Genomic DNA, 18613 nt, shown 5'->3' with positions numbered 1-18613 from the left:
AGGCCGGCCGGGGTCTCAGACCGCGATCGCGACCTCCGCCAGACCGCCCTTCTGGGCGACGACCGTGCGGTCGACGGTGGCACCGGGGACGAGGGCGCGCACGGTCCAGGTGCCCTCCGCCGCGTAGAACCGGAACTGGCCGGTGGCGGAGGTGGGGACCTCCGCGGTGAACTCGCCGGTGGCATCCAGCAGCCGGACGTAGCCGGCCACCGGCTCGCCGTCGCGGGTCACCTGGCCCTGGATGGTCGTCTCACCGGGCCGGATGGACGAGGCGTCGGGGCCGCCGGCCTTCGCTCCACACATGTCGTACTCCTGATCGGGGGTCGGGGAAGGTCGTGGGGTCGGATCCGCCGCGTGCGGCCTACTTGCCGGAGCCCAGCTCGATCGGCACGCCGACCAGGGAGCCGTACTCGGTCCAGGAACCGTCGTAGTTCTTCACGTTCGGCACGCCGAGCAGCTCGTGCAGCACGAACCAGGTCAGCGCGGAACGCTCACCGATGCGGCAGTAGGCGATGGTGTCCTTGCCGAGGTCGACGTTCTCCTCGGCGTAGAGGGCCTTGAGCTCCTCGTCCGACTTGAAGGTGCCGTCGTCGTTGGCGTTCTTGGACCACGGGATGTTCTTCGCGGTCGGCACGTGGCCGGGACGCTGCGACTGCTCCTGCGGCAGGTGGGCCGGGGCGAGCAGCTTGCCGGAGAACTCGTCGGGCGAGCGGACGTCGACCAGGTTCTGCACGCCGATCGCCTTCACCACGTCGTCGCGGAAGGCGCGGATGGAGGTGTCCTGCGGCTTGGCCTTGTACTCGGTCTTCGGGCGCTCGGGCACCTCGGAGCCGTCGACCAGCTCGCGGGCGTCCAGCTCCCACTTCTTGCGGCCGCCGTCGAGGAGCTTGACGTTCTCGTGGCCGTAGAGCTTGAAGTACCAGTAGGCGTACGCCGCGAACCAGTTGTTGTTGCCGCCGTAGAGGATCACCGTGTGGTCGTTGGCGATGCCCTTCTCCGACAGGAGCTTCTCGAAGCCGGCCTGGTCGATGAAGTCACGGCGCACCGGGTCCTGGAGGTCCTTGGTCCAGTCGATCCGGATGGCGTTCTTGATGTGGTTCTTGTCGTAAGCCGAGGTGTCCTCGTCCACCTCGACGATGACGATGCTCGGGTCGTCCAGGTGCTCCTGCAGCCAGTCGGCGTCGACCAGGACGTCGCTACGGCTCATGCTCAATCTCCTCCGGGGCAGTTACGGCGGGGCAACGGGTGCGAAGAGACGCGCGGACGCGCGGCCGCCGAGGCCGGCGTACGGGGCGCGTGGACGGCCCCGGATCGGGCGCGGGGCCGGACGGACACGGGAGACACGACTCCCGCACTACTCAGAAGGGGCGACAGAGCATGGCGGCGACGCGGCACAGGTCTACTGCCCGCCGCTTCGTGAGATCCGCCTGTCCCCGTGACCTGAGGACACTCGTCTGGCACCGCATGCGGTCGATCGTAGGGAGCCCGAGGGGGGCGTGTCACCGGTGTGTCGCATGATGAGACGCAATCATCCGATATACGGGACCCCTCCGCCCGCCGGGCCGCCGGCGCGGGGAGCCGGACCGGCGTCCCGAGACCGCCGCGGTCTCTGTGCGGACGCCGCCGTCTCGTCTGACGGACACTACCCGGCCAGCCTGACGTGCGAACCCTTCACCGTGATGTGCACGCCGTCCTTCTCCGCCCGCACCGAGTCCAGCCGGATGCCGCCGGGCAGCGTGTCGACGGCCTGCTGGAAGTCGGTGATCTCACGGACCCGGCTGTCGACCAGCTGCTGGGGCAGCAGCCTGGGCAGCGAGTCGGCGTGGACCTGCAGACGGTCGTTCTTGACGCTGACCGAGCCGAGCACGGACACCGGCGTGGGCAGCACGGAGACCTTCACCGCGACCTTGATCTTGCCGTTGCCGCCGTCGGACAGGCCCACCACCTGGGCCGTGACGCCGAGACCGATGTCGGTGGGCTCCGGCTTGACCGCCTTGAGCAGCTCGTCGTAGGCGATGGTGGCGGTGCCGGTGGCCGAGTCGGCGGTGGCCGAGCTGTAGTCGCCGGAGAACCGCACGCCTTTCATCTCGGCGTGCAGGTCGTCGATGCGGAGGGTCCGCCCGGCGGTGCCGGTCGGCGCCTCGAGGGTTTCGATGCCGACCTCGACGTCGTCCAGCTCGCCGCCCGCGAGCTGGGTGAGGAAGGGGAAGCCTTCGATGGACACGTCCGGGGTGCTCGCCAGGTGCTCGGAGCTGCGCAGCCGGTCGGCCACCTGGCCCTCCGCGAAGTGCACCGCGACCCGGTCCACGATCACGAACAGCACGCCCAGGATCACGACGACGATCAGCAGTACTCGCAGCGAGCGCATCCGGTGTTCCCCCACCTCGGCGGTCCAGGACGTCCGGGTGGTCGTCCCGCGGGCGCAGCGTAACTCGCGGCCCGGCGGTGGCCGGAATTTTGTCGATCAGCTGTGACATGCCCCGCACACGGCCGTGTCGGCGGCCGCGGGTGAGGGAGACGGGGGCCGCGCACCGGGCGGGGCGGGGCCCGGTCGGCGGGCGGCGGGTCGTACGGCTCCGGGCGAACCGGACGTGCGGACCGCGCCGCCCCCCGGACGAGCAGGGTGTGCGGACCGCGCCGCTCCCCGGACGAGCAGGACGTGCGGACCGCGCCGCCCCCGGACGAGCAGGGTGTGCGGACCGCGCCGCTCCCCAGGCGCGCCCCCGGACGAACGGCGTACGGCCCCCGGGGCATCCCGAGGGCCGCGTGCCGTCAGACCAGGGCGTGGCCCAGCAGCCACACCACCGGGGCCGCCGCCGTCAGCGGCAGTGCCACCCCGGCCGTGAAGTGCACGAACCGCGAGGGGTAGTCGTAGCTGGCCGTGCGGTGCCCGATCAGGCCGCAGGCGGCCGCGGCGGCGCCGAGCAGCGCGCCCCGTACGCCCAGGTCCGTCATGCCGCCGACCGCGAGGCCCGCACCGGCCGCCACGAGCAGCGAGACCACCGCCGAGGCCACCGTCGCCATCGGCAGCGCCCGCACCACGGCGGCCACGGCGACCGCGATCGCGCCGACCGCGACGGCGTGCGCCTCCCCGGCCAGATAGCCGGTGGCCATGATCGCCAGCGCCGCGGAGGCGACGGTCGCCATCAGGCCGTACATCCGTTCGTCCGGGTCGGCCTGGGAGCGCAGCTGGAGCACCAGGGACAGCAGCACCCACACCCCGAGCGTGCCCATGATCGCGGCGGGCGCGTGATCGGTGCCCGCGGCCAGCACCGCGACGTCCGCGACGAGTGCGCCCGCGAAGCCGAGGGCGATGCCCTGCCGGGCGGGCCACATGCCGTTCAGCCGGAACCAGCCGGCCGCCGTCACGGCCTGGAGCACCACCAGCGGCACCAGCAGCGCGTAGGTGCCGATCTCCGCCGCGCCGGCCAGCAGCAGTCCGAGCAGGGCGGTCAGCCCGGCCGGCTGGATGCCCGGCTCGATGATCGGGGAGCGGCCCTCGGCCCGGGCCCGCTGGGCGTCGGTGATCCGGGCGTTCCCGGCCAGGGTGGCCGGGCCGTAGGCGGGCTCGGCCGGCTGCGCGGGGGCGGCCGGCTGCGCGGGGGCGCCGGTGCCGGCCGGGGATGCGACGGGGGTGCCGGAGGCGGCGGGCGTGCCGGAGGCGGCGGGGGTTACGGAGGCGGCGGCGCCGGGGGTCTGGGTGCCGTCCAGCGCGGGCAGGTACGCGGTCTGTGCGGCCGGGTCCGCGACGACGGGCCGCGCGTGCGTCTGGGTCTCCCAGGTCTGCCCCTGCCAGCGCTGGGTGTACGGATCGGCCTGCTGCGCGTCGTCCGCGCCCTGCTGCTGCCCGGGCCACGCCTGCGCGGCGGACGGCTGCTGCCCCGTCGCGGACGGGAACGCCTGTCCGTAGTCCTGTGCCGCGGACGGCTGCGACGGTGACTGCGGCGGCGACGGGTAGGACTGCCCGAAACCTTGCGCAGGGGACGGCTGCTGCTGCGACGGATACGACGTCTGCCCGTAGCCCGCCTGACCGTGAGCCGCCTGCCCGTAGCCCTGCGCCTGGGCCTGGGCGGGGGACGGCTGTGCGTACGTCTCCGGCTGCGGCCACGACTGCTGCGGTGCCTGCGGGTGTGCCGGTGCCTGCGCCTGGGGCTCGCCGTACGCGCCCTGGTACGCGCCGCCGAACGAGCCGCCGTACGCCCCCGCGGTGCCGCCCTGGTACGGAGCCCCTCCGTAGGACGCCTGGCCCTCGGGCCCCTCGTACGCGGCCCCTTGCTCATACGGCCGGTCGGCCATCCTCACCCTCCTGCGAACGGGGGGAGCACCTCGACCGTGCCGCCCTCGGTCAGCCGTACTGTCTCATGTGCGCGCGTGCCCACCGGGTCGCCGTCGACGAGGAACGAGCAGCGCCGCAGCACGCGGACGAGTTCACCGGGGTGCTGCTCGCGCACCGCGGCCAGCGCGTCGGCGAGCGTCTCCGCCTCGCACGGTTCCTCGGCGACCCCGGCCGCGGCCTTCGCCGCCGCCCAGTAGCGCACCGTGACCTTTGCCATCCCGTTCCTTCGCTTCTCGGCTTCGCACCGGTGACCGACCGGTGAACCGGTGGTCGACACAGGGTCAGGCTAGCCCGCCGCCGCCGAGGCCCAGCGCGCGATGCGGTGCAGCAGCTCGTCGCCGGCGGCGTTCTCGGCGTGCCCCATGCCGGGCTCCAGCCAGAGTTCTGCGTGGTCACCGGCGGCCTCGGCGAGCATCCGCGGGTGGTCGAGGGGGAAGTAGGCGTCCCGGTCGCCGTGCACGATCAGCAGCGGGGTGGGCGCGATGCGCGGCACCGCCTCGACCGGGGACAGCGGCACGGGATCCCAGTCGCGGTGGTGGATGCGGGTGCGCAGGCCGTAGCGGCTGAGCAGGCGGCCCTCGGGGCGCAGGACCAGCCAGTGCAGCCGGCGCATGGGGGCGGTCCCCCGGTAGTACCACCGGGCCGGTGCGCTCACCGAGACGACCGCGTCCGTCCAGGTGTTCTCCACCACGCCCTCCCGCGGGCCGCCGGTCGGCCCGGTGCCGTCGGCGTGCTCGCGCCGGAACAGGGCCGCGTGCCGCAGCACCACCGAGCCGCCCATGGAGAAGCCGACCGTGGTCACGTGCCCGTGGCCGAAGGAGCGCGCCCAGGCCACCGCCGCCGCCAGGTCCAGCACCTCGCGGTCCCCGACCGTGGAGCGCCCGCCGGAGGCGCCGTGGCCCCGGAAGGAGAACGTGACCACGGCCCCGTGGCCGGAGAGGATCCGCGCCACCCGGCGGACGTGCGGCCGGTCGAGGTCGCCGGTGAAGCCGTGCGCGACCACGAACACCCGGTCGGGGTCCGCGCCGTGCGGGCCCGGCTCGTACCGGGCGTCGAGCGCCACCCCGTCCGAGGTGCGCAGGACGGTGCGCCGACGCGTCCACGCCCCTGTCTCGCTCCGCGGGACGTCCGTCGAACACGTCACAAGTCCTGCCGATGGCCAGCTCATGCGGCTATTCTGCTGGGAAGAGGACTCGGGCGAAGACGCCACCGGGTCCTTTCGTGCTTTCGGGCAGCGTCGTATACGACGCGGGAAACCGCAGGTGTACGGGCCGTCGATCGCATAGCGGTCCACCCGGACCGCGGCGGGTCCCAGGGGCGCGGGATTCGCACCAGCAGGAACGAACCGACGAAGCAGAGCCGCACACACACTCCCCCATAGCTCGACGCGTGGGCGGTGCCCCCGCCGCCGGGACCCGAGGAGGAACCAGACGCCATGGACGAGCGAACCGTGCACGACCATACGACGACCCGGGCAGGTGGGGCGTCGTGAGCTCTCTGCTGCTGCTGACCAACGCCCTCCAGCCGTCGACCGAGGTGCTGCCGGCCCTGGGGCTGCTGCTGCACAACGTCCGGGTGGCCCCGGCGGAGGGACCGGCTCTGGTCGACACCCCGGGTGCGGACGTCATCCTGATCGACGGGCGGCGTGATCTGCCGCAGGTGCGCAGCCTGTGCCAGCTGCTGCGCTCCACCGGGCCCGGATGCCCCCTGATCCTCGTGGTGACCGAGGGCGGTCTGGCGGCCGTGACCGCGGACTGGGGCATCGACGACGTGCTGCTGGACACCGCCGGTCCCGCGGAGGTCGAGGCCCGGCTGCGGCTGGCCCTGGGCCGGCAGCAGATGGCGGGCGCCGACATGCCGATGGAGATCCGCAACGGCGATCTGTCCGTGGACGAGGCGACGTACTCCGCCAAGCTCAAGGGCCGGGTCCTGGACCTGACCTTCAAGGAGTTCGAGCTGCTCAAGTACCTCGCGCAGCACCCCGGCCGGGTCTTCACCCGCGCCCAGCTGCTGCAGGAGGTCTGGGGCTACGACTACTTCGGCGGCACCCGGACGGTCGACGTCCACGTCCGGCGGCTGCGCGCCAAGCTGGGCCCGGAGCACGAGTCGCTGATCGGCACCGTGCGCAACGTCGGCTACCGCTTCGTCACACCGGAGAAGACCGAGCGCGGGACCGAGGAGAGCGCGGCGAAGCCGAAGGCGGAGCGGCGCAAGGCGGACCACCGGGCGCAGGACGCCGACGCCCCGGCTCCGGCCAAGGCACGCGCGAAGACCTGAGCGTCGGACGGCCGGGGCCCGCACCGCGCTTCCCCGCCGGTGAGGGGCCCCGTCGCGCCCGCGTCGTCGCCGCCTTCGTGCCGCCCGACCGGGGCGCACGGCGGGCGGACGCCGGACGCCCGCCCCGGGCGACAGCGGGCGCCCGGGCGGAGGCGATGACGCCCCGCGCCGGGCGCCCACGGCCTGTGCCGGCCGTTGCGTCCGCCCCATCCACGACGCGAAACAGCTGCCCAGAAGGCGGTCCATCCGCGTAGACTCCGCGCGTGGCCAAGGTGACCAGAGACGACGTGGCGAAGCTGGCGGGGACCTCCACCGCCGTGGTCAGCTATGTCATCAACAACGGACCCCGGCCGGTCGCCCCGGCCACCCGTGAGCGCGTCCTCGCCGCGATCAAACAGCTGGGCTACCGGCCCGACCGGGTCGCCCAGGCCATGGCCTCCCGCCGCACGGACCTGATAGGCCTGATCATCCCCGACGCCCGGCAGCCGTTCTTCGGGGAGATGGCGCACGCCGTGGAGTGGGCCGCCGCCGAGCGCGGCAAGATGGTCCTGGTCGGCAACAGCGACTACGTCGCCGAACGCGAGGTCCACTATCTGCGGGCCTTCCTCGGGATGCGGGTCTCCGGCATGATCCTCGTCTCGCACGCGCTGAACGACCTCGCGGCCGCCGAGATCGAGGCCTGGGACGCCCGGGTGGTGCTGCTGCACGAGCGCCCGGAGGCCATCGACGACGTCGCCGTGGTCACCGACGACCTGGGCGGCGCCCAGCTGGCCGTGCGGCACCTGCTGGAGCACGGCTACGAGTACGTCGCCTGCATGGGCGGCACCGCGGAGACCCCGCCCGTGGGCGACCCGGTCTCCGACCACGTCGAGGGGTGGCGGCGCGCCATGGCCGAGGCCGGGCTGTCCACCGAGGGCCGGCTGTTCCAGGCGCCGTACAACCGCTACGACGCCTACCGCGTCGCCCTGGACCTGCTCTCCGGCCCCGACCGTCCCCCGGCGGTCTTCTGCTCCACCGACGACCAGGCGATCGGTCTGCTGCGGGCGGCCCGGGAGCTGCGCATCGACGTGCCGGGCGAGCTGGCGGTGGCCGGGTTCGACGACATCAAGGAGGCGGCGCTGGCGGACCCGCCGCTGACCACGGTCGCCTCCGACCGGTCGGCGATGGCCCGCGCGGCCGTGGACCTGGTGCTGGACGACGGGCCGCGGTTCGCCGGGTCCCGGCGGGAGCGGCTGAAGGTCTTCCCGTCCCGTCTGGTCGTCCGCCGCTCCTGCGGCTGCGCGTAGCCGCCCCGGCGGCGGCACCGGCAGCCGCCGGGCCTGCGTCCTCATGGCGCGCCTACAAGGTTCTGCCGGGCTTCTCAGCGAGCACTCAGGCGGCTCTCATGATCCCGGGTCACTCTCACTGACATGACCGAGAGCATCCGCCGCAGCGACGCGTACGCCCAGCCCTCGCCGAGCGAGGGCGCCACTCCGTCCCCGTACCGGCAGCAGCACGCCTCGTTCGACGCCAGCGCGGAGTGGCCGCCCCCGCCGGCCGGCTCCGCGGTCCCCTCCCACGGCGGGCAGGCGCAGGGGGGCGACGGCACCGCCGTGCTGCCGACCGCGGTGCTCCCCTCCTACGGCGCGCCCGGCGGTCCGGCCGGACCGGCCGGACCGAGTGTCCCGCCCGTGCCGCCCGTGCCGCCCGCCGCCGCGCCCGCGCCGAAGAAGCGCGCCAAGGGGCCGCTCGCCCTGCTCGCCGCCGTGGCGATCGCCGCGGCGGCCGTCGGCGGCGGCACCGCGTACGCCCTCCAGGAGCTGACCGGCCACGACACGGTCGCCTCCAGCGCCACCAGCACCGACGTGGTGCCCACCGGCGAGCGCGGCAGCATCGCCGCGATCGCCGAGGCGGTCAGCCCCAGCGTCGTGGAGATCACCGCGTCCCTGCCGAACGGCACCTCCACCGGCTCCGGTGTGATCATCAGCAGCGGTGGCGAGATCCTCACCAACAACCACGTCATAGCGAACGCCGGCTCCGTCCGGGTGCGCACCAGCGACGGCCGCAGCTACGACGCGCGGGTCGTCGGCACCGACAGCTCCAAGGACCTCGCCCTCGTCCGGGCGGACGGTGCCTCCGGTCTGAAGGCGGCCGCCCTCGGCGACTCCGACGGGGTCGCGGTGGGCGACCCGGTCGTCGCCATCGGCTCACCCGAGGGCCTGACCGGCACCGTCACCGCCGGCATCGTCTCCGCCCTGAACCGGGACGTCACCGTGTCCACCGACGAGAACCGGAGCCAGGACGGCGGCTGGTGGCCGTTCGAGTTCGGCGGCCGTCACTTCAACGGCGACCCCGGCTCCTCCACCACCACCTACAAGGCCATCCAGACCGACGCCTCCCTGAACCCCGGCAACTCCGGCGGTGCGCTGATCGATGCGCACGGCAACGTCATCGGCATCAACTCGGCGATGTACGCGGCCTCCGGCTCGGACTCCTCCGGTGCCGGCAGCGTGGGCCTGGGCTTCGCCATCCCGATCAACACCGTCAAGGCCGACCTGGCCCAGCTGCGCTCCGGCGCCCGGAGCTGACGGGTGCCGCCGCGGCCCGGCCCGGCGGCGAGGACTCCTCCACGGCAGCCCGCACGACGAACGGCAGCCCGCACGACGACCAGCACGACGAACGGCACCCCGCACGACGACCAGCACGACGAACGGCAGCCCGCACGACAAGGAGTACGCCATGTACGCCACGATCCACCCGGTTGTGCACGCCAAGGCCGACACCGCCGACGCCGGCCGCCCCCAGGGCATCGCCCTCGCCGTCGTCGTCGCCGAGGACCTGCACCGCCCGTCCGCCGGCGCCCCGCGAGTCGTGGCGGTGCCCGAACTGATGGGGCTGCGCACCCCGGCCGTCCGCCCGCGCCGCGCCAAGGTGCCGCTGCACCGCCTCACCGCGATCGCGGCCTGAGCCGTCCCGCGGCCCACGGCAGCCGGGGCCGGTGGGCGTCCCGCCGCGGCGGGACGTGGGAGGCTGAGAGAGTCCCCGACGACCGACGAGGAAACCGAGGAACTGCGAGCGATGAGCCCCGCCGACGGCGACCGTGACCGTGACCCGCAGCGCATCCTGATCGTCGACGACGAGCCCGCGGTGCGCGAAGCACTCCAGCGCAGCCTGGCCTTCGAGGGGTACGACACCGAGGTCGCCGCCGACGGCGCCGAGGCACTGCAGAAGGCCGACACCTACCGGCCGGACCTGGTGGTCCTCGACATCCAGATGCCCCGTATGGACGGCCTGACCGCCGCCCGCCGGATGCGCGCCGCCGGCGACACCACCCCGGTGCTGATGCTCACCGCCCGCGACACCGTCGGCGACCGCGTCACCGGCCTGGACGCCGGCGCCGACGACTACCTGGTCAAGCCGTTCGAACTGGACGAGCTGTTCGCCCGGATCCGCGCCCTGCTGCGCCGCAGCTCCTACGCCAAGGCCGTGTCGGGCGCGGCCGAGGACGACGACGTGCTCACCTTCGCCGACCTGCGCATGGACCTCGCCACCCGCGAGGTCACCCGCGGCAGCCGCCCGGTGGAGCTGACCCGCACCGAGTTCACGCTGCTGGAGATGTTCATGGCCCACCCGCGGCAGGTGCTCACCCGTGAGCAGATCCTGAAGGCGGTGTGGGGCTTCGACTTCGAGCCGTCGTCGAACTCCCTGGACGTGTACGTGATGTACCTGCGCCGCAAGACCGAGGCCGGCGGCGAGCCGCGTCTGGTGCACACGGTGCGCGGCGTCGGGTACGTGCTGCGGCAGGGCGGCGCGGAGTGAACGCACTGCGGCGCCGCTTCCGGTCGCTGCCGATCCGCTCGCGGCTGGCCCTGCTGGTCGCGGCGGCGGTGGCGTTCGGCGTGGCCGCGGTGTCGGTCACCTGCTGGTTCCTCGTCCAGGGCAAGCTGTACGACCAGGTCGACGACGACCTGAAGCAGGCCACGAAACGTCCGCAGCAGTACTCGGAGGTGGTCGGCGCCCTCGCCGACTGCACCCAGATCCCCGAGACCACCCCCAACGAGCTGCGCACCCGGGACGCCTACTACCTGCAGCTGGTGAAGGCGGACGGGACGGCGTGCGTCTCCTCCAACTCGGCGGGCGTGGTGAAGGTGACCGCCTCCGACAAGGCCGTGATCCGCGAGGCGGCGGCCGGCGAGGGCCGGCTGGTGTTCCGCAACGGCGTCGACGGCGACGGCAACGCGGTGCGGGTCCTCACCCTGCCGCTGATCGTCACCCAGGGCCTGGGCGACCAGCCGCACCTGTTCCCCGGCACCGCGCTGCTCGTGGCCAGCCCGCTGAAGAGCACCCAGGCGACGCTGAAGGACCTGGCGCTGATCCTGCTGCTGGTCTCCGGCATAGGAGTGGTCGGCGCGGGCGCCGCGGGCCTGGCCGTCGCCCGGGCCGGGCTGCGCCCCGTGGACCGGCTCACCGAGGCCGTGGAACATGTCGCCCGCACCGAGGACCTGACCATCCGGATCCCCGTGGAGGACGACAGCGAGGACGAGATCGCCCGCCTGTCGAGGTCCTTCAACTCCATGACCGCCTCCCTGGCGTCCTCCCGGGAGCTGCAGCAGCAGCTGATCGCGGACGCCGGGCACGAGCTGCGGACCCCGCTGACCTCGCTGCGCACCAACATCGAACTGCTCAGCCGCAGCGAGGAGACGGGCCGCCCGCTGCCCGAGGCGGACCGCAAGGCGCTGCTCGCCTCGGTCAAGGCACAGATGACCGAGCTGGCCTCGCTCATCGGCGACCTGCAGGAGCTGTCCCGCTCCGAGGGCCAGCGCGGCGAACGGATCCAGGTGATCGCCTTCCACGACACCGTGCAGGAGGCGCTGCGCCGCGCCCGGCTGCGCGGCCCGGAGCTGATCATCACCGCCGAGCTGGACGACTGGTACGTGCGCGGGGAGCCGGCCGCGCTGGAGCGGGCGGTGGTCAACATCCTGGACAACGCGGTGAAGTTCAGCCCCGACGGCGGCACCGTCGAGGTGCGGCTGCACGCCGGCGAGCTGACCGTGCGGGACCACGGCCCGGGCATCGCGGAGGAGGAACTCCCCCATGTCTTCGACCGGTTCTGGCGCTCCCCCAGCGCCCGCGCCCTGCCCGGCTCGGGCCTGGGTCTGTCCATCGTGGCCCGCACCGTCCAGCAGGCCGGCGGCGAGGTCCGTCTCGCCCCGGCCGAGGGCGGCGGCACCGTCGCCACACTCCGGCTGCCCGGCGCCCCGACCCCGCCCCCGGAGCTGCCCGCCCACCCCGCGGACCAGCCGCGTTGATCGCCCGTCCCACGGGCGTGGCGGACACGGCGGCGGGCGGTGCACGCGCTCTGTACGCTCGGTCGCATGACCAGCGACGACACCGCACCGATGGCCCGTGCACCGCAGACCCTCGCCGAACTCTCCCCGGACCAGGCCGACGCCGTCGGCGACCTGCTGGCGGCGGCCGCCCGTGCCGACGGGCGGCAGGCGGTGTCCGAGCAGGGCCGGCTGCAGCTGCGCGGCGGCCCCCGGGAAGGCGTCTCCCATCTGCTGCTGTACGCCGACGACGAGCTGGTCGGCTATGCGCAGTTGCAGGACACCGACCCGGTGGAGGCGCCCGCCGCCGAGCTGGTCGTCCACCCCGCCCACCGTGGACGCGGCCACGGCCGGGCCCTGGGCACCGCGCTGCTCGACGCCTCCGGCAGGCGGCTGCGGGTGTGGGCGCACGGCGGGCACGCGGCCGCCCGGCACCTGTCCCAGGTCCTCGGCCTGACCCTGTTCCGCGAGCTGCGCCAGATGCGCCGCCCGCTGACCGGCTTCGACCTGCCCGATCCGGTGCTGCCCGAGGGCGTCACCGTCCGCACCTTCGTGCCCGGCGAGGACGACGCCGCCTGGCTGGAGCTGAACGCGGAGGCGTTCGCCCACCACCCCGAGCAGGGCTCGCTGACCCAGCGGGACCTGGACGACCGCAAGGCCGAGCCCTGGTTCGACCCGGACGGCTTCTTCCTCGCCGAACGCGACGGCCGGCTGATCGGCTTCCACTGGACCAAGGTGCACGCCGAGGAGCAGCTGGGCGAGGTGTACGTGCTCGGGGTGCGGCCCGGCTCCCAGGGCGGCGGCCTGGGCAAGGCGCTCACCGTGATCGGCCTGCGGCACCTGGCCGGCCAGGGCCTGCCGACCGCCATGCTCTACGTCGACGCCGACAACAAGGCGGCGGTGTCGGTGTACGAGCGGCTCGGCTTCACCACGTACGAGACGGACCTGATGTACCGCACCGAGACCTGATCGTGCGGCCGGTCCGCCCCGGGCGGCCCGCGGGTCGGTGCCCGCGGGCCGCCCGGCGCTTTCCCGCAGGTCACGCAGCCGTAACCTGCCGTTCGGACGGCCTTGCGACGCTCACGCAATGGAACCCGCTGTGCCAGAGCCCTCCCCGCCCGGCACCCCGCAGGACCGGGCCGGCCGGCAGGGCACGACCGTCCGGCGCCGTGCGCCGCGCACCGGAACGGGACGCCGTGGCGGCGCCGGGACGGCCGGCGACGCGGCACGGCCCGCCACCCCGGCCGGCGAACCCGGTGTGACCGGCTCGCACGGGCCCGAAGCCGCGCCCGCCTCCGTGCTCCCGCCCGCCCCTCTCGACGCGCCTGACTGGCCGCAGGCGCGGAAGAATAAGGTCATGAGCCAGCCCGACACCCAGGCAGCCACGCCGGTACCGCCGCGTCAGCCCTCCGTGGGCTCCATAGCAGCCCACCGGTCGCACACCGTGGCCGCGCCGGTGCCCGATCTGGACCCCGACCTCGACGCCGACCTCGACACCTACGAGGCGACGGGCCAGGGCGGCGACCAGTTGCCCCAGGGCCGGTTCCTGGACCGGGAACGCAGCTGGCTCGCCTTCAACGAACGGGTCCTGGAGCTGGCCGAGGATCCGAACACGCCGCTGCTGGAGCGGGCGAACTTCCTCGCGATCTTCGCCAGCAACCTGGACGAGTTCTTCATGGTCCGCGTCGCCGGACTCAAACGCCGCATCGCCACCGGCGTGGCCACCCGCTCCGCCTCCGGGCTGCAGCCGCGCGAGGTGCTGGAGATGATCTGGGCGCGCTCGCGCGAGCTGATGGCCCGGCACGCCGCCTGCTTCCACGAGGACGTCGCCCCCGCCCTCGCCGAGGAGGGCATCCACCTGGTCCGCTGGAACGAGCTGACCGACAAGGAGCAGGCCCGCCTGTTCACCCTGTTCCGGCAGCGCATCTTCCCGGTGCTCACCCCGCTGGCCGTGGACCCCGCGCACCCCTTCCCGTACATCTCCGGCCTGTCGCTGAACCTGGCCGTGGTGGTGCGCAACCCGCTCACCGGGCACCGGCACTTCGCCCGGGTGAAGGTGCCGCCGCTGCTGTCCCGCTTCCTGGAGAGCAGCCCGGGCCGCTACGTCCCGCTGGAGGACGTCATCGCCGCCCACCTGGAGGAGCTGTTCCCGGGCATGGAGGTGCTGGAGCACCACACCTTCCGGCTCACCCGCAACGAGGACCTGGAGGTGGAGGAGGACGACGCGGAGAACCTGCTCCAGGCCCTGGAGAAGGAGCTGATGCGGCGCCGCTTCGGGCCGCCGGTGCGCCTGGAGGTGGAGGAGTCCATCGACCGCGAGGTGCTGGACCTGCTGGTGCGCGAGCTGAAGATCTCCGAGGCGGAGGTGTATCCGCTGCCCGGCCCGCTCGACCTCACCGGCCTGTTCCGCATCCACGACCTGGACCGGCCCGAACTGAAGTACCCCAAGTTCGTCGCCGGCACCCACCGCGACCTGGCCGAGATGGAGTCGTCGTCCCCGCCGGACATCTTCGCCGCGCTGCGCAACCGGGACATCCTGCTGCACCACCCCTACGACTCGTTCTCCACCTCCGTCCAGGCCTTCCTGGAACAGGCCGCCGCCGACCCGGACGTGCTGGCCATCAAGCAGACCCTGTACCGCACCTCCGGCGACTCCCCGATCGTGGACGCGCTCATCGACGCCGCCGAGTCCGGCAAGCAGGTGCTGGTCCTGGTGGAGATCAAGGCCCGGTTCGACGAGCACGCCAACATCAAATGGGCGCGCAAGCTCGAGGAGGCCGGCTGCCATGTCGTCTACGGCCTGGTCGGGCTGAAGACCCACTGCAAGCTGTCCCTGGTGGTCCGCCAGGAGGGCAACGACACCCTGCGCCGCTACAGCCACGTGGGCACCGGCAACTACCACCCCAAGACCGCCCGGCTGTACGAGGACCTCGGGCTGCTCACCGCCGACCCGCAGGTCGGCGCCGACCTGTCCGACCTGTTCAACCGGCTCTCCGGCTACTCCCGCCGCGAGACCTACCGCCGGCTGCTGGTCGCGCCCAAGTCGCTGCGGGACGGGCTGATCACCCGCATCGAGAAGGAGATCCAGCACCACCGCGCCGGCCGGCCCGCCTTCATCCGCATCAAGGTCAACTCCATGGTGGACGAGGCGATCGTCGACGCCCTCTACCGCGCCTCCCAGGCCGGGGTGCCGGTCGACATCTGGGTGCGCGGCATCTGCGCGCTGCGGCCCGGCGTGCCCGGCCTGTCGGAGAACATCCGGGTCCGCTCGGTCCTCGGCCGCTTCCTGGAGCACTCCCGTGTCTTCGTCTTCGGCAACGGCGGCGAACCGGAGGTGTGGATCGGCAGCGCGGACATGATGCACCGCAACCTCGACCGGCGGATCGAGGCCCTGGTCCGGGTCACCGACCCCGGCCACCGGGCCACCCTGAACCGGCTGGTGGAGACCGGCATGTCCGACACCACCGCCTCCTGGCACCTCGGCCCGGACGGCGAGTGGACCCGGCACGCCGTCGACGCGGACGGCCGGCCGCTGCCCTGCATCCAGGAGATGCTCATCGACGCCCGGAGGCGCCGGCGTGGCACAGCACCGTGACCCGGCCGCCGCCCCCGCCGCCGGCACCCGGGTGCCCGCCGACGCCCTCGCGGCGTATCTGCGCTGCCAGGCCACCCAGTTCCTGCGGGCGCTCGGCCCGCAGCGGGGATCCGGCGCCGCCCGGGCCGCCTCCGCGGACACCGCCCGCGCCCTGCGCCGCGCGGCCCGCCGCATCAGCGGCACCCTGCACACCTTCCGCTGTCTGCTGGAGGAGACCTGGGCGGAGCAGCTGCGCCCCGAACTGGCCTGGCTGTCCGGCACCCTGGCCCGTGAGCACGCCCTGCAGGAGCGCAGGGAGCGGCTGCTGCTCGCCCTGCACCGGCTCTCCCCCCAGCCCTCGGCGCCCGACGGCACACCGTCCACCGGCCGCGACGGGCCGGCCCTCGCTCCGCCCGCACCGCCGGCCGGCCACCACGGCACCGGCGACCTCACCGTGGGCGCCGCCAAGGCAGGCGCGCTGCTGGACCGCCGGCTCACCCTGGCCCGTGCCCGCGCCCACTCCGAGGCCCTGCAGGCCCTCGGCTCGGCCCGCTTCCACGCCCTGGCGGACCAGGTCGCCGTGCTCGCCGGCGACGTCCCCCTCGCCCCCGGCGCGCGCGACGTCGACCTGCGTGCCGCGGCACGTGCCGCCGAGGACCGCCTCGCCGACGCCGTCGCCGCCCTGCCGCTGCTCACCGCGGGCAGCCCGTACAACGCCGCTGCGCTGGCCGACGGCCTGTCCGCGCAGACCGCCGTGCACCCGCAGGACGCCCCCTGGCACCAGGTCCGGCTGCTGCTGCGGCTGCACCGCTACGCCCGCGAGGTGCTGCACGACCAGGCCCCTGCGGATCCCCGGCTGCCGGCGGCGAGCCGCGCCCTGGACCGGCACCGCGACGCCGCCGAGGCGGCCGCCGCCGCGGCCTCGGCCGCCCGCACCCCGCGCATCGCCCCGGCGACGGCGTACGTGCTCGGGGTGCTCCACGCCGACCAGCGGCACGCGGTGGAGGCGGCACGGTTCGCCTTCCAGCGCGCCTGGTTGCGGCAGCCGGTCGGCGCCGGACGAGGAGGTGACCGATGACGTCCGCACCTGAGGAGACCGTCCGGGCGGCGGGCTGCGTGCTGTGGCGCCGCTCCCCGGTGGACGGCGGCATCGAGCTGTGCCTGGTCCACCGTCCCCGCTACGACGACTGGTCCTGGCCCAAGGGCAAGCTCAAGCGCGGCGAGGACCCGCTCGCCGGCGCCCTGCGCGAGGTGGCCGAGGAGACCGGGTGCACGGCCGTGCCCGGCGCGGAACTGAGCAGCGTGCACTACTGGGCGCACGGCCGCCCCAAGCAGGTGCGGTACTGGGCGGCCGAGGTCACCGGGGGCGACCGCTTCACCCCCGACGCCGAGGTGGACCGCATCGCCTGGCTGCCGCCCGCGGCCGCGCGCGCCCGGCTCACCCAGGTCAGGGACCGGGCCCTGGTCGACGAGCTGCTGGCCGTCCTGCGCCCGTCCTGACCCGCTCGCGCCCGCGGCTCGGCCTTCCGCCGCCCGGCTCGCCCGCCCGGTCACTCCCCGTCGGCGTGCTGCTCCGCGTCCCTGCGGGCCGGACTGCGCACCCGGCGGGCCGGGCCGCGCCGGCCGCAGGTGCAGCGGGCCGGACAGAACCGTCCCCGCTCCACCGTCTCCGTACGGTGGACGCCCTGCTCCGCACGGTGTTCCGCGCCGTCCTGGCGCCGCTCCGGCTGCCGCCGGGCGCCGCCGTCCTTCGTCTGCCGGGTCACGGCGGGGACCCTAGCGGTCGCAGGTGAACGGCAGGTTGCTCCGCATGGCCGCCTCACGGCCGGGGCGTGACGGCGTTCCCTACTCGTCGTTAACCGGACGACCCGTCGTCCCAGGGACGGCGAGGGCCCGGGAGACGCGGAGCGGCTGGGGGTGGACGGCGATGGCTCAGGGGCAGCGGCGGCGGGCGGCGGCGGTGCTCGCCGCGGTCCTGGCGGTCTGCGCGGGCACCGGCGGCTGCGCCGGGGACGGGATCGCCGCGCAGGACGCCCGCGCGTTCGTCACCCCGGTGCAGCTGCTGCGGCAGGCGCCCGACGCCCTGCGCGCGGCGGGCAGTTCCCAGGCGCACACATCGCTGGAGACGGCCGTCGGCGGCACCCGGGTGACGATCCGCGGCAAGGGCGTGTACGACTTCCGCCGGCAGCTGGGCCGGCTGACGCTGGTGCTGCCGCCGGGCCCGACGGGCGTCCCGGTGCACCGGCCCATCACCGAACTCCTCGCCCCCGGCGCCCTGTACATGAAGAACCGGGGCGCGGGGGTGCCGGCCGACAAGTGGGTGCGGGTGGACACGGACACCCTCTCCGACGGCAATCTCGTCACCGGCGGCGCCACCGACCCCTGCGCCGCGGCCGAGGTGCTGCGCGGCACCCGCACGGCGTCCTACGTGGGCGAGACCCGGGTGGCGGGGGTCGCGGTGCGCCACTACCGCGGCACGGCCGATCTCCACCTGGCGGCCCGCAACGCCCCGTCGTCCGGGGCGGCCTCGCTGCGCGCGGCGGCCGACGGGTTCGCCACGGCCGACGTCCCGTTCGACGTCTACCTCGACGACCAGGGCCGCATCCGCAAGCTGCGGCAGCGCTTCTCCTTCCCCGGCGGCCGCCGCGACGACGCCGTGGCCGTCTACGCCACCACCCTGCTGTTCGGCTTCGGGACCCCGGTGAGCGTGACGCTGCCGGACGAGAAGGACATCTACACCGGGCGGATCGCCGAGGGCTGACGGGGCCCCGGGGCGGAAATGACCGGCGAACTAGCCCTTTGGTGCCATGCGCGGCACATGGCCCGCTCCCTACCCTGATTCCGCCGGCGCGTCCAGCCGCCCCGCGCTGCCCGTGGGCAGGGGGCGCAGCAGCAGATTCCGGCCGTTCAGGTGACAGCGGAGAAGAGGTGGTGCGCGTGGCTCCGGTGTGCGGTGCGACGGTGCAGGACCACGTGGCCCTCGCAGAGATCGAGCTGTGCGGAGAGCTGATCATCGCCGCCTCGGCGGCGCGGGGGCGGCTCAGTCTGGAGAGCATCGACAGAGTGCTGCGGGTACGCGAGACCGAGGAGCGCCCCGCCGACACCTTCTGAAGCCCGGTG

General features: G+C 74.2%; 20 protein-coding genes. 12 read left to right on the top strand and 8 right to left on the bottom strand.

The window, feature by feature from the left end:
• Positions 1 to 15: 15 nt before the first annotated feature.
• The 7 genes from OG899_RS14650 to OG899_RS14620 form a co-directional block, all read right to left on the bottom strand.
• A complete protein-coding gene (locus tag OG899_RS14650; RefSeq protein ID WP_125497176.1) occupies positions 16 to 303 on the bottom strand; it encodes a DUF1416 domain-containing protein in 288 nt (95 codons plus the stop codon).
• Between the two features lie 58 nt (positions 304 to 361).
• The gene (locus tag OG899_RS14645) at positions 362 to 1207 is read right to left on the bottom strand and encodes a sulfurtransferase (protein ID WP_125497177.1); all 846 of its coding nucleotides are present in this window, start codon (positions 1205 to 1207) and stop codon (positions 362 to 364) included.
• Positions 1208 to 1358: 151 nt separating this feature from the next.
• A complete protein-coding gene (locus OG899_RS14640) occupies positions 1359 to 1466 on the bottom strand; it encodes an Ms5788A family Cys-rich leader peptide (RefSeq protein WP_356849752.1) in 108 nt (35 codons plus the stop codon).
• Between the two features lie 176 nt (positions 1467 to 1642).
• A complete protein-coding gene (locus tag OG899_RS14635) occupies positions 1643 to 2368 on the bottom strand; it encodes a DUF2993 domain-containing protein (protein ID WP_125497178.1) in 726 nt (241 codons plus the stop codon).
• A gap of 404 nt (positions 2369 to 2772) precedes the next feature.
• Positions 2773 to 4296, bottom strand: a complete 1524-nt coding sequence (locus tag OG899_RS14630) for a hypothetical protein (protein ID WP_189427809.1) — start codon at positions 4294 to 4296, stop codon at positions 2773 to 2775.
• A gap of 2 nt (positions 4297 to 4298) precedes the next feature.
• The gene (locus OG899_RS14625; RefSeq protein WP_125497179.1) at positions 4299 to 4553 is read right to left on the bottom strand and encodes a MoaD/ThiS family protein; all 255 of its coding nucleotides are present in this window, start codon (positions 4551 to 4553) and stop codon (positions 4299 to 4301) included.
• A gap of 69 nt (positions 4554 to 4622) precedes the next feature.
• Positions 4623 to 5504, bottom strand: a complete 882-nt coding sequence (locus OG899_RS14620) for an alpha/beta hydrolase (protein ID WP_125497180.1) — start codon at positions 5502 to 5504, stop codon at positions 4623 to 4625.
• A gap of 320 nt (positions 5505 to 5824) precedes the next feature.
• Between OG899_RS14620 and OG899_RS14615 the strand changes: the two genes are divergently transcribed.
• From OG899_RS14615 to OG899_RS14570, 10 genes are all read left to right on the top strand, one after another.
• On the top strand, positions 5825 to 6613 hold the full coding sequence (locus OG899_RS14615) for a response regulator transcription factor (RefSeq protein WP_125497181.1): 789 nt from the start codon (positions 5825 to 5827) through the stop codon (positions 6611 to 6613).
• A gap of 263 nt (positions 6614 to 6876) precedes the next feature.
• Entirely contained in the window at positions 6877 to 7899 is a 1023-nt protein-coding gene (locus OG899_RS14610; protein ID WP_125497182.1) for a LacI family DNA-binding transcriptional regulator, read from the top strand.
• Positions 7900 to 8022: 123 nt separating this feature from the next.
• Complete coding sequence (locus OG899_RS14605; RefSeq protein ID WP_406311051.1) at positions 8023 to 9180, top strand: S1C family serine protease; 1158 nt, start codon at positions 8023 to 8025, stop codon at positions 9178 to 9180.
• 151 nt (positions 9181 to 9331) lie between these two features.
• Positions 9332 to 9559: a hypothetical protein gene (locus OG899_RS14600; RefSeq protein WP_125497184.1), complete on the top strand. Its 228-nt coding sequence runs from the start codon at positions 9332 to 9334 to the stop codon at positions 9557 to 9559.
• Between the two features lie 111 nt (positions 9560 to 9670).
• Positions 9671 to 10411 carry a response regulator transcription factor gene (locus OG899_RS14595; RefSeq protein WP_125497185.1) on the top strand — a complete coding sequence of 247 codons (741 nt, stop codon included), beginning with the start codon at positions 9671 to 9673 and terminating at the stop codon, positions 10409 to 10411.
• Entirely contained in the window at positions 10408 to 11901 is a 1494-nt protein-coding gene (locus tag OG899_RS14590; RefSeq protein ID WP_189427811.1) for a cell wall metabolism sensor histidine kinase WalK, read from the top strand. Before OG899_RS14595 ends, OG899_RS14590 begins: the two co-directional genes overlap by 4 nt.
• A 66-nt stretch (positions 11902 to 11967) precedes the next feature.
• Positions 11968 to 12888 (top strand): mycothiol synthase, encoded by a 921-nt coding sequence (gene mshD / locus OG899_RS14585; protein ID WP_168131690.1) that lies wholly within the window; start codon positions 11968 to 11970, stop codon positions 12886 to 12888.
• Positions 12889 to 13276: 388 nt separating this feature from the next.
• Positions 13277 to 15514, top strand: coding sequence for an RNA degradosome polyphosphate kinase (locus OG899_RS14580; RefSeq protein WP_185867817.1), 2238 nt, complete (start codon positions 13277 to 13279; stop codon positions 15512 to 15514).
• Positions 15498 to 16571 (top strand): CHAD domain-containing protein, encoded by a 1074-nt coding sequence (locus tag OG899_RS14575; protein WP_189427812.1) that lies wholly within the window; start codon positions 15498 to 15500, stop codon positions 16569 to 16571. The genes OG899_RS14580 and OG899_RS14575 overlap by 17 nt, the downstream gene beginning before the upstream one ends.
• Positions 16568 to 16993, top strand: a complete 426-nt coding sequence (locus OG899_RS14570) for an NUDIX hydrolase (protein ID WP_125497186.1) — start codon at positions 16568 to 16570, stop codon at positions 16991 to 16993. Before OG899_RS14575 ends, OG899_RS14570 begins: the two co-directional genes overlap by 4 nt.
• A 50-nt stretch (positions 16994 to 17043) precedes the next feature.
• Here OG899_RS14570 and OG899_RS14565 read toward each other — a convergent pair whose 3' ends face one another.
• A complete protein-coding gene (locus tag OG899_RS14565) occupies positions 17044 to 17259 on the bottom strand; it encodes a hypothetical protein (RefSeq protein ID WP_125497187.1) in 216 nt (71 codons plus the stop codon).
• A gap of 161 nt (positions 17260 to 17420) precedes the next feature.
• Between OG899_RS14565 and OG899_RS14560 the strand changes: the two genes are divergently transcribed.
• Both OG899_RS14560 and OG899_RS14555 read left to right on the top strand, forming a co-directional pair.
• Positions 17421 to 18254 carry a hypothetical protein gene (locus OG899_RS14560; RefSeq protein WP_125497188.1) on the top strand — a complete coding sequence of 278 codons (834 nt, stop codon included), beginning with the start codon at positions 17421 to 17423 and terminating at the stop codon, positions 18252 to 18254.
• Positions 18255 to 18421: 167 nt separating this feature from the next.
• Positions 18422 to 18604 carry a hypothetical protein gene (locus OG899_RS14555; protein WP_185867999.1) on the top strand — a complete coding sequence of 61 codons (183 nt, stop codon included), beginning with the start codon at positions 18422 to 18424 and terminating at the stop codon, positions 18602 to 18604.
• Positions 18605 to 18613: the final 9 nt, after the last annotated feature.

Source organism: Streptomyces thermoviolaceus, from assembly GCF_045209695.1.
Taxonomy (GTDB): Bacteria; Actinomycetota; Actinomycetes; order Streptomycetales; family Streptomycetaceae; genus Streptomyces; species Streptomyces thermoviolaceus.
This window is presented reverse-complemented; position numbering and strand designations above follow the sequence as displayed.

What these genes read in the sequence shown, in the direction of transcription:
- OG899_RS14650 (WP_125497176.1), bottom strand. Translation starts at nt 303, where the DNA reads ATGTGTGGAGCGAAGGCCGGCGGCCCCGACGCCTCGTCCATCCGGCCC.
- OG899_RS14645 (WP_125497177.1), bottom strand. Translation starts at nt 1,207, where the DNA reads ATGAGCCGTAGCGACGTCCTGGTCGACGCCGACTGGCTGCAGGAGCAC.
- OG899_RS14640 (WP_356849752.1), bottom strand. Translation starts at nt 1,466, where the DNA reads ATGCGGTGCCAGACGAGTGTCCTCAGGTCACGGGGACAGGCGGATCTC.
- OG899_RS14635 (WP_125497178.1), bottom strand. Translation starts at nt 2,368, where the DNA reads ATGCGCTCGCTGCGAGTACTGCTGATCGTCGTCGTGATCCTGGGCGTG.
- OG899_RS14630 (WP_189427809.1), bottom strand. Translation starts at nt 4,296, where the DNA reads ATGGCCGACCGGCCGTATGAGCAAGGGGCCGCGTACGAGGGGCCCGAG.
- OG899_RS14625 (WP_125497179.1), bottom strand. Translation starts at nt 4,553, where the DNA reads ATGGCAAAGGTCACGGTGCGCTACTGGGCGGCGGCGAAGGCCGCGGCC.
- OG899_RS14620 (WP_125497180.1), bottom strand. Translation starts at nt 5,504, where the DNA reads ATGAGCTGGCCATCGGCAGGACTTGTGACGTGTTCGACGGACGTCCCG.
- OG899_RS14605 (WP_406311051.1), top strand. Translation starts at nt 8,023, where the DNA reads ATGACCGAGAGCATCCGCCGCAGCGACGCGTACGCCCAGCCCTCGCCG.
- OG899_RS14600 (WP_125497184.1), top strand. Translation starts at nt 9,332, where the DNA reads ATGTACGCCACGATCCACCCGGTTGTGCACGCCAAGGCCGACACCGCC.
- OG899_RS14595 (WP_125497185.1), top strand. Translation starts at nt 9,671, where the DNA reads ATGAGCCCCGCCGACGGCGACCGTGACCGTGACCCGCAGCGCATCCTG.
- mshD (WP_168131690.1), top strand. Translation starts at nt 11,968, where the DNA reads ATGACCAGCGACGACACCGCACCGATGGCCCGTGCACCGCAGACCCTC.
- OG899_RS14580 (WP_185867817.1), top strand. Translation starts at nt 13,277, where the DNA reads ATGAGCCAGCCCGACACCCAGGCAGCCACGCCGGTACCGCCGCGTCAG.
- OG899_RS14570 (WP_125497186.1), top strand. Translation starts at nt 16,568, where the DNA reads ATGACGTCCGCACCTGAGGAGACCGTCCGGGCGGCGGGCTGCGTGCTG.
- OG899_RS14560 (WP_125497188.1), top strand. Translation starts at nt 17,421, where the DNA reads ATGGCTCAGGGGCAGCGGCGGCGGGCGGCGGCGGTGCTCGCCGCGGTC.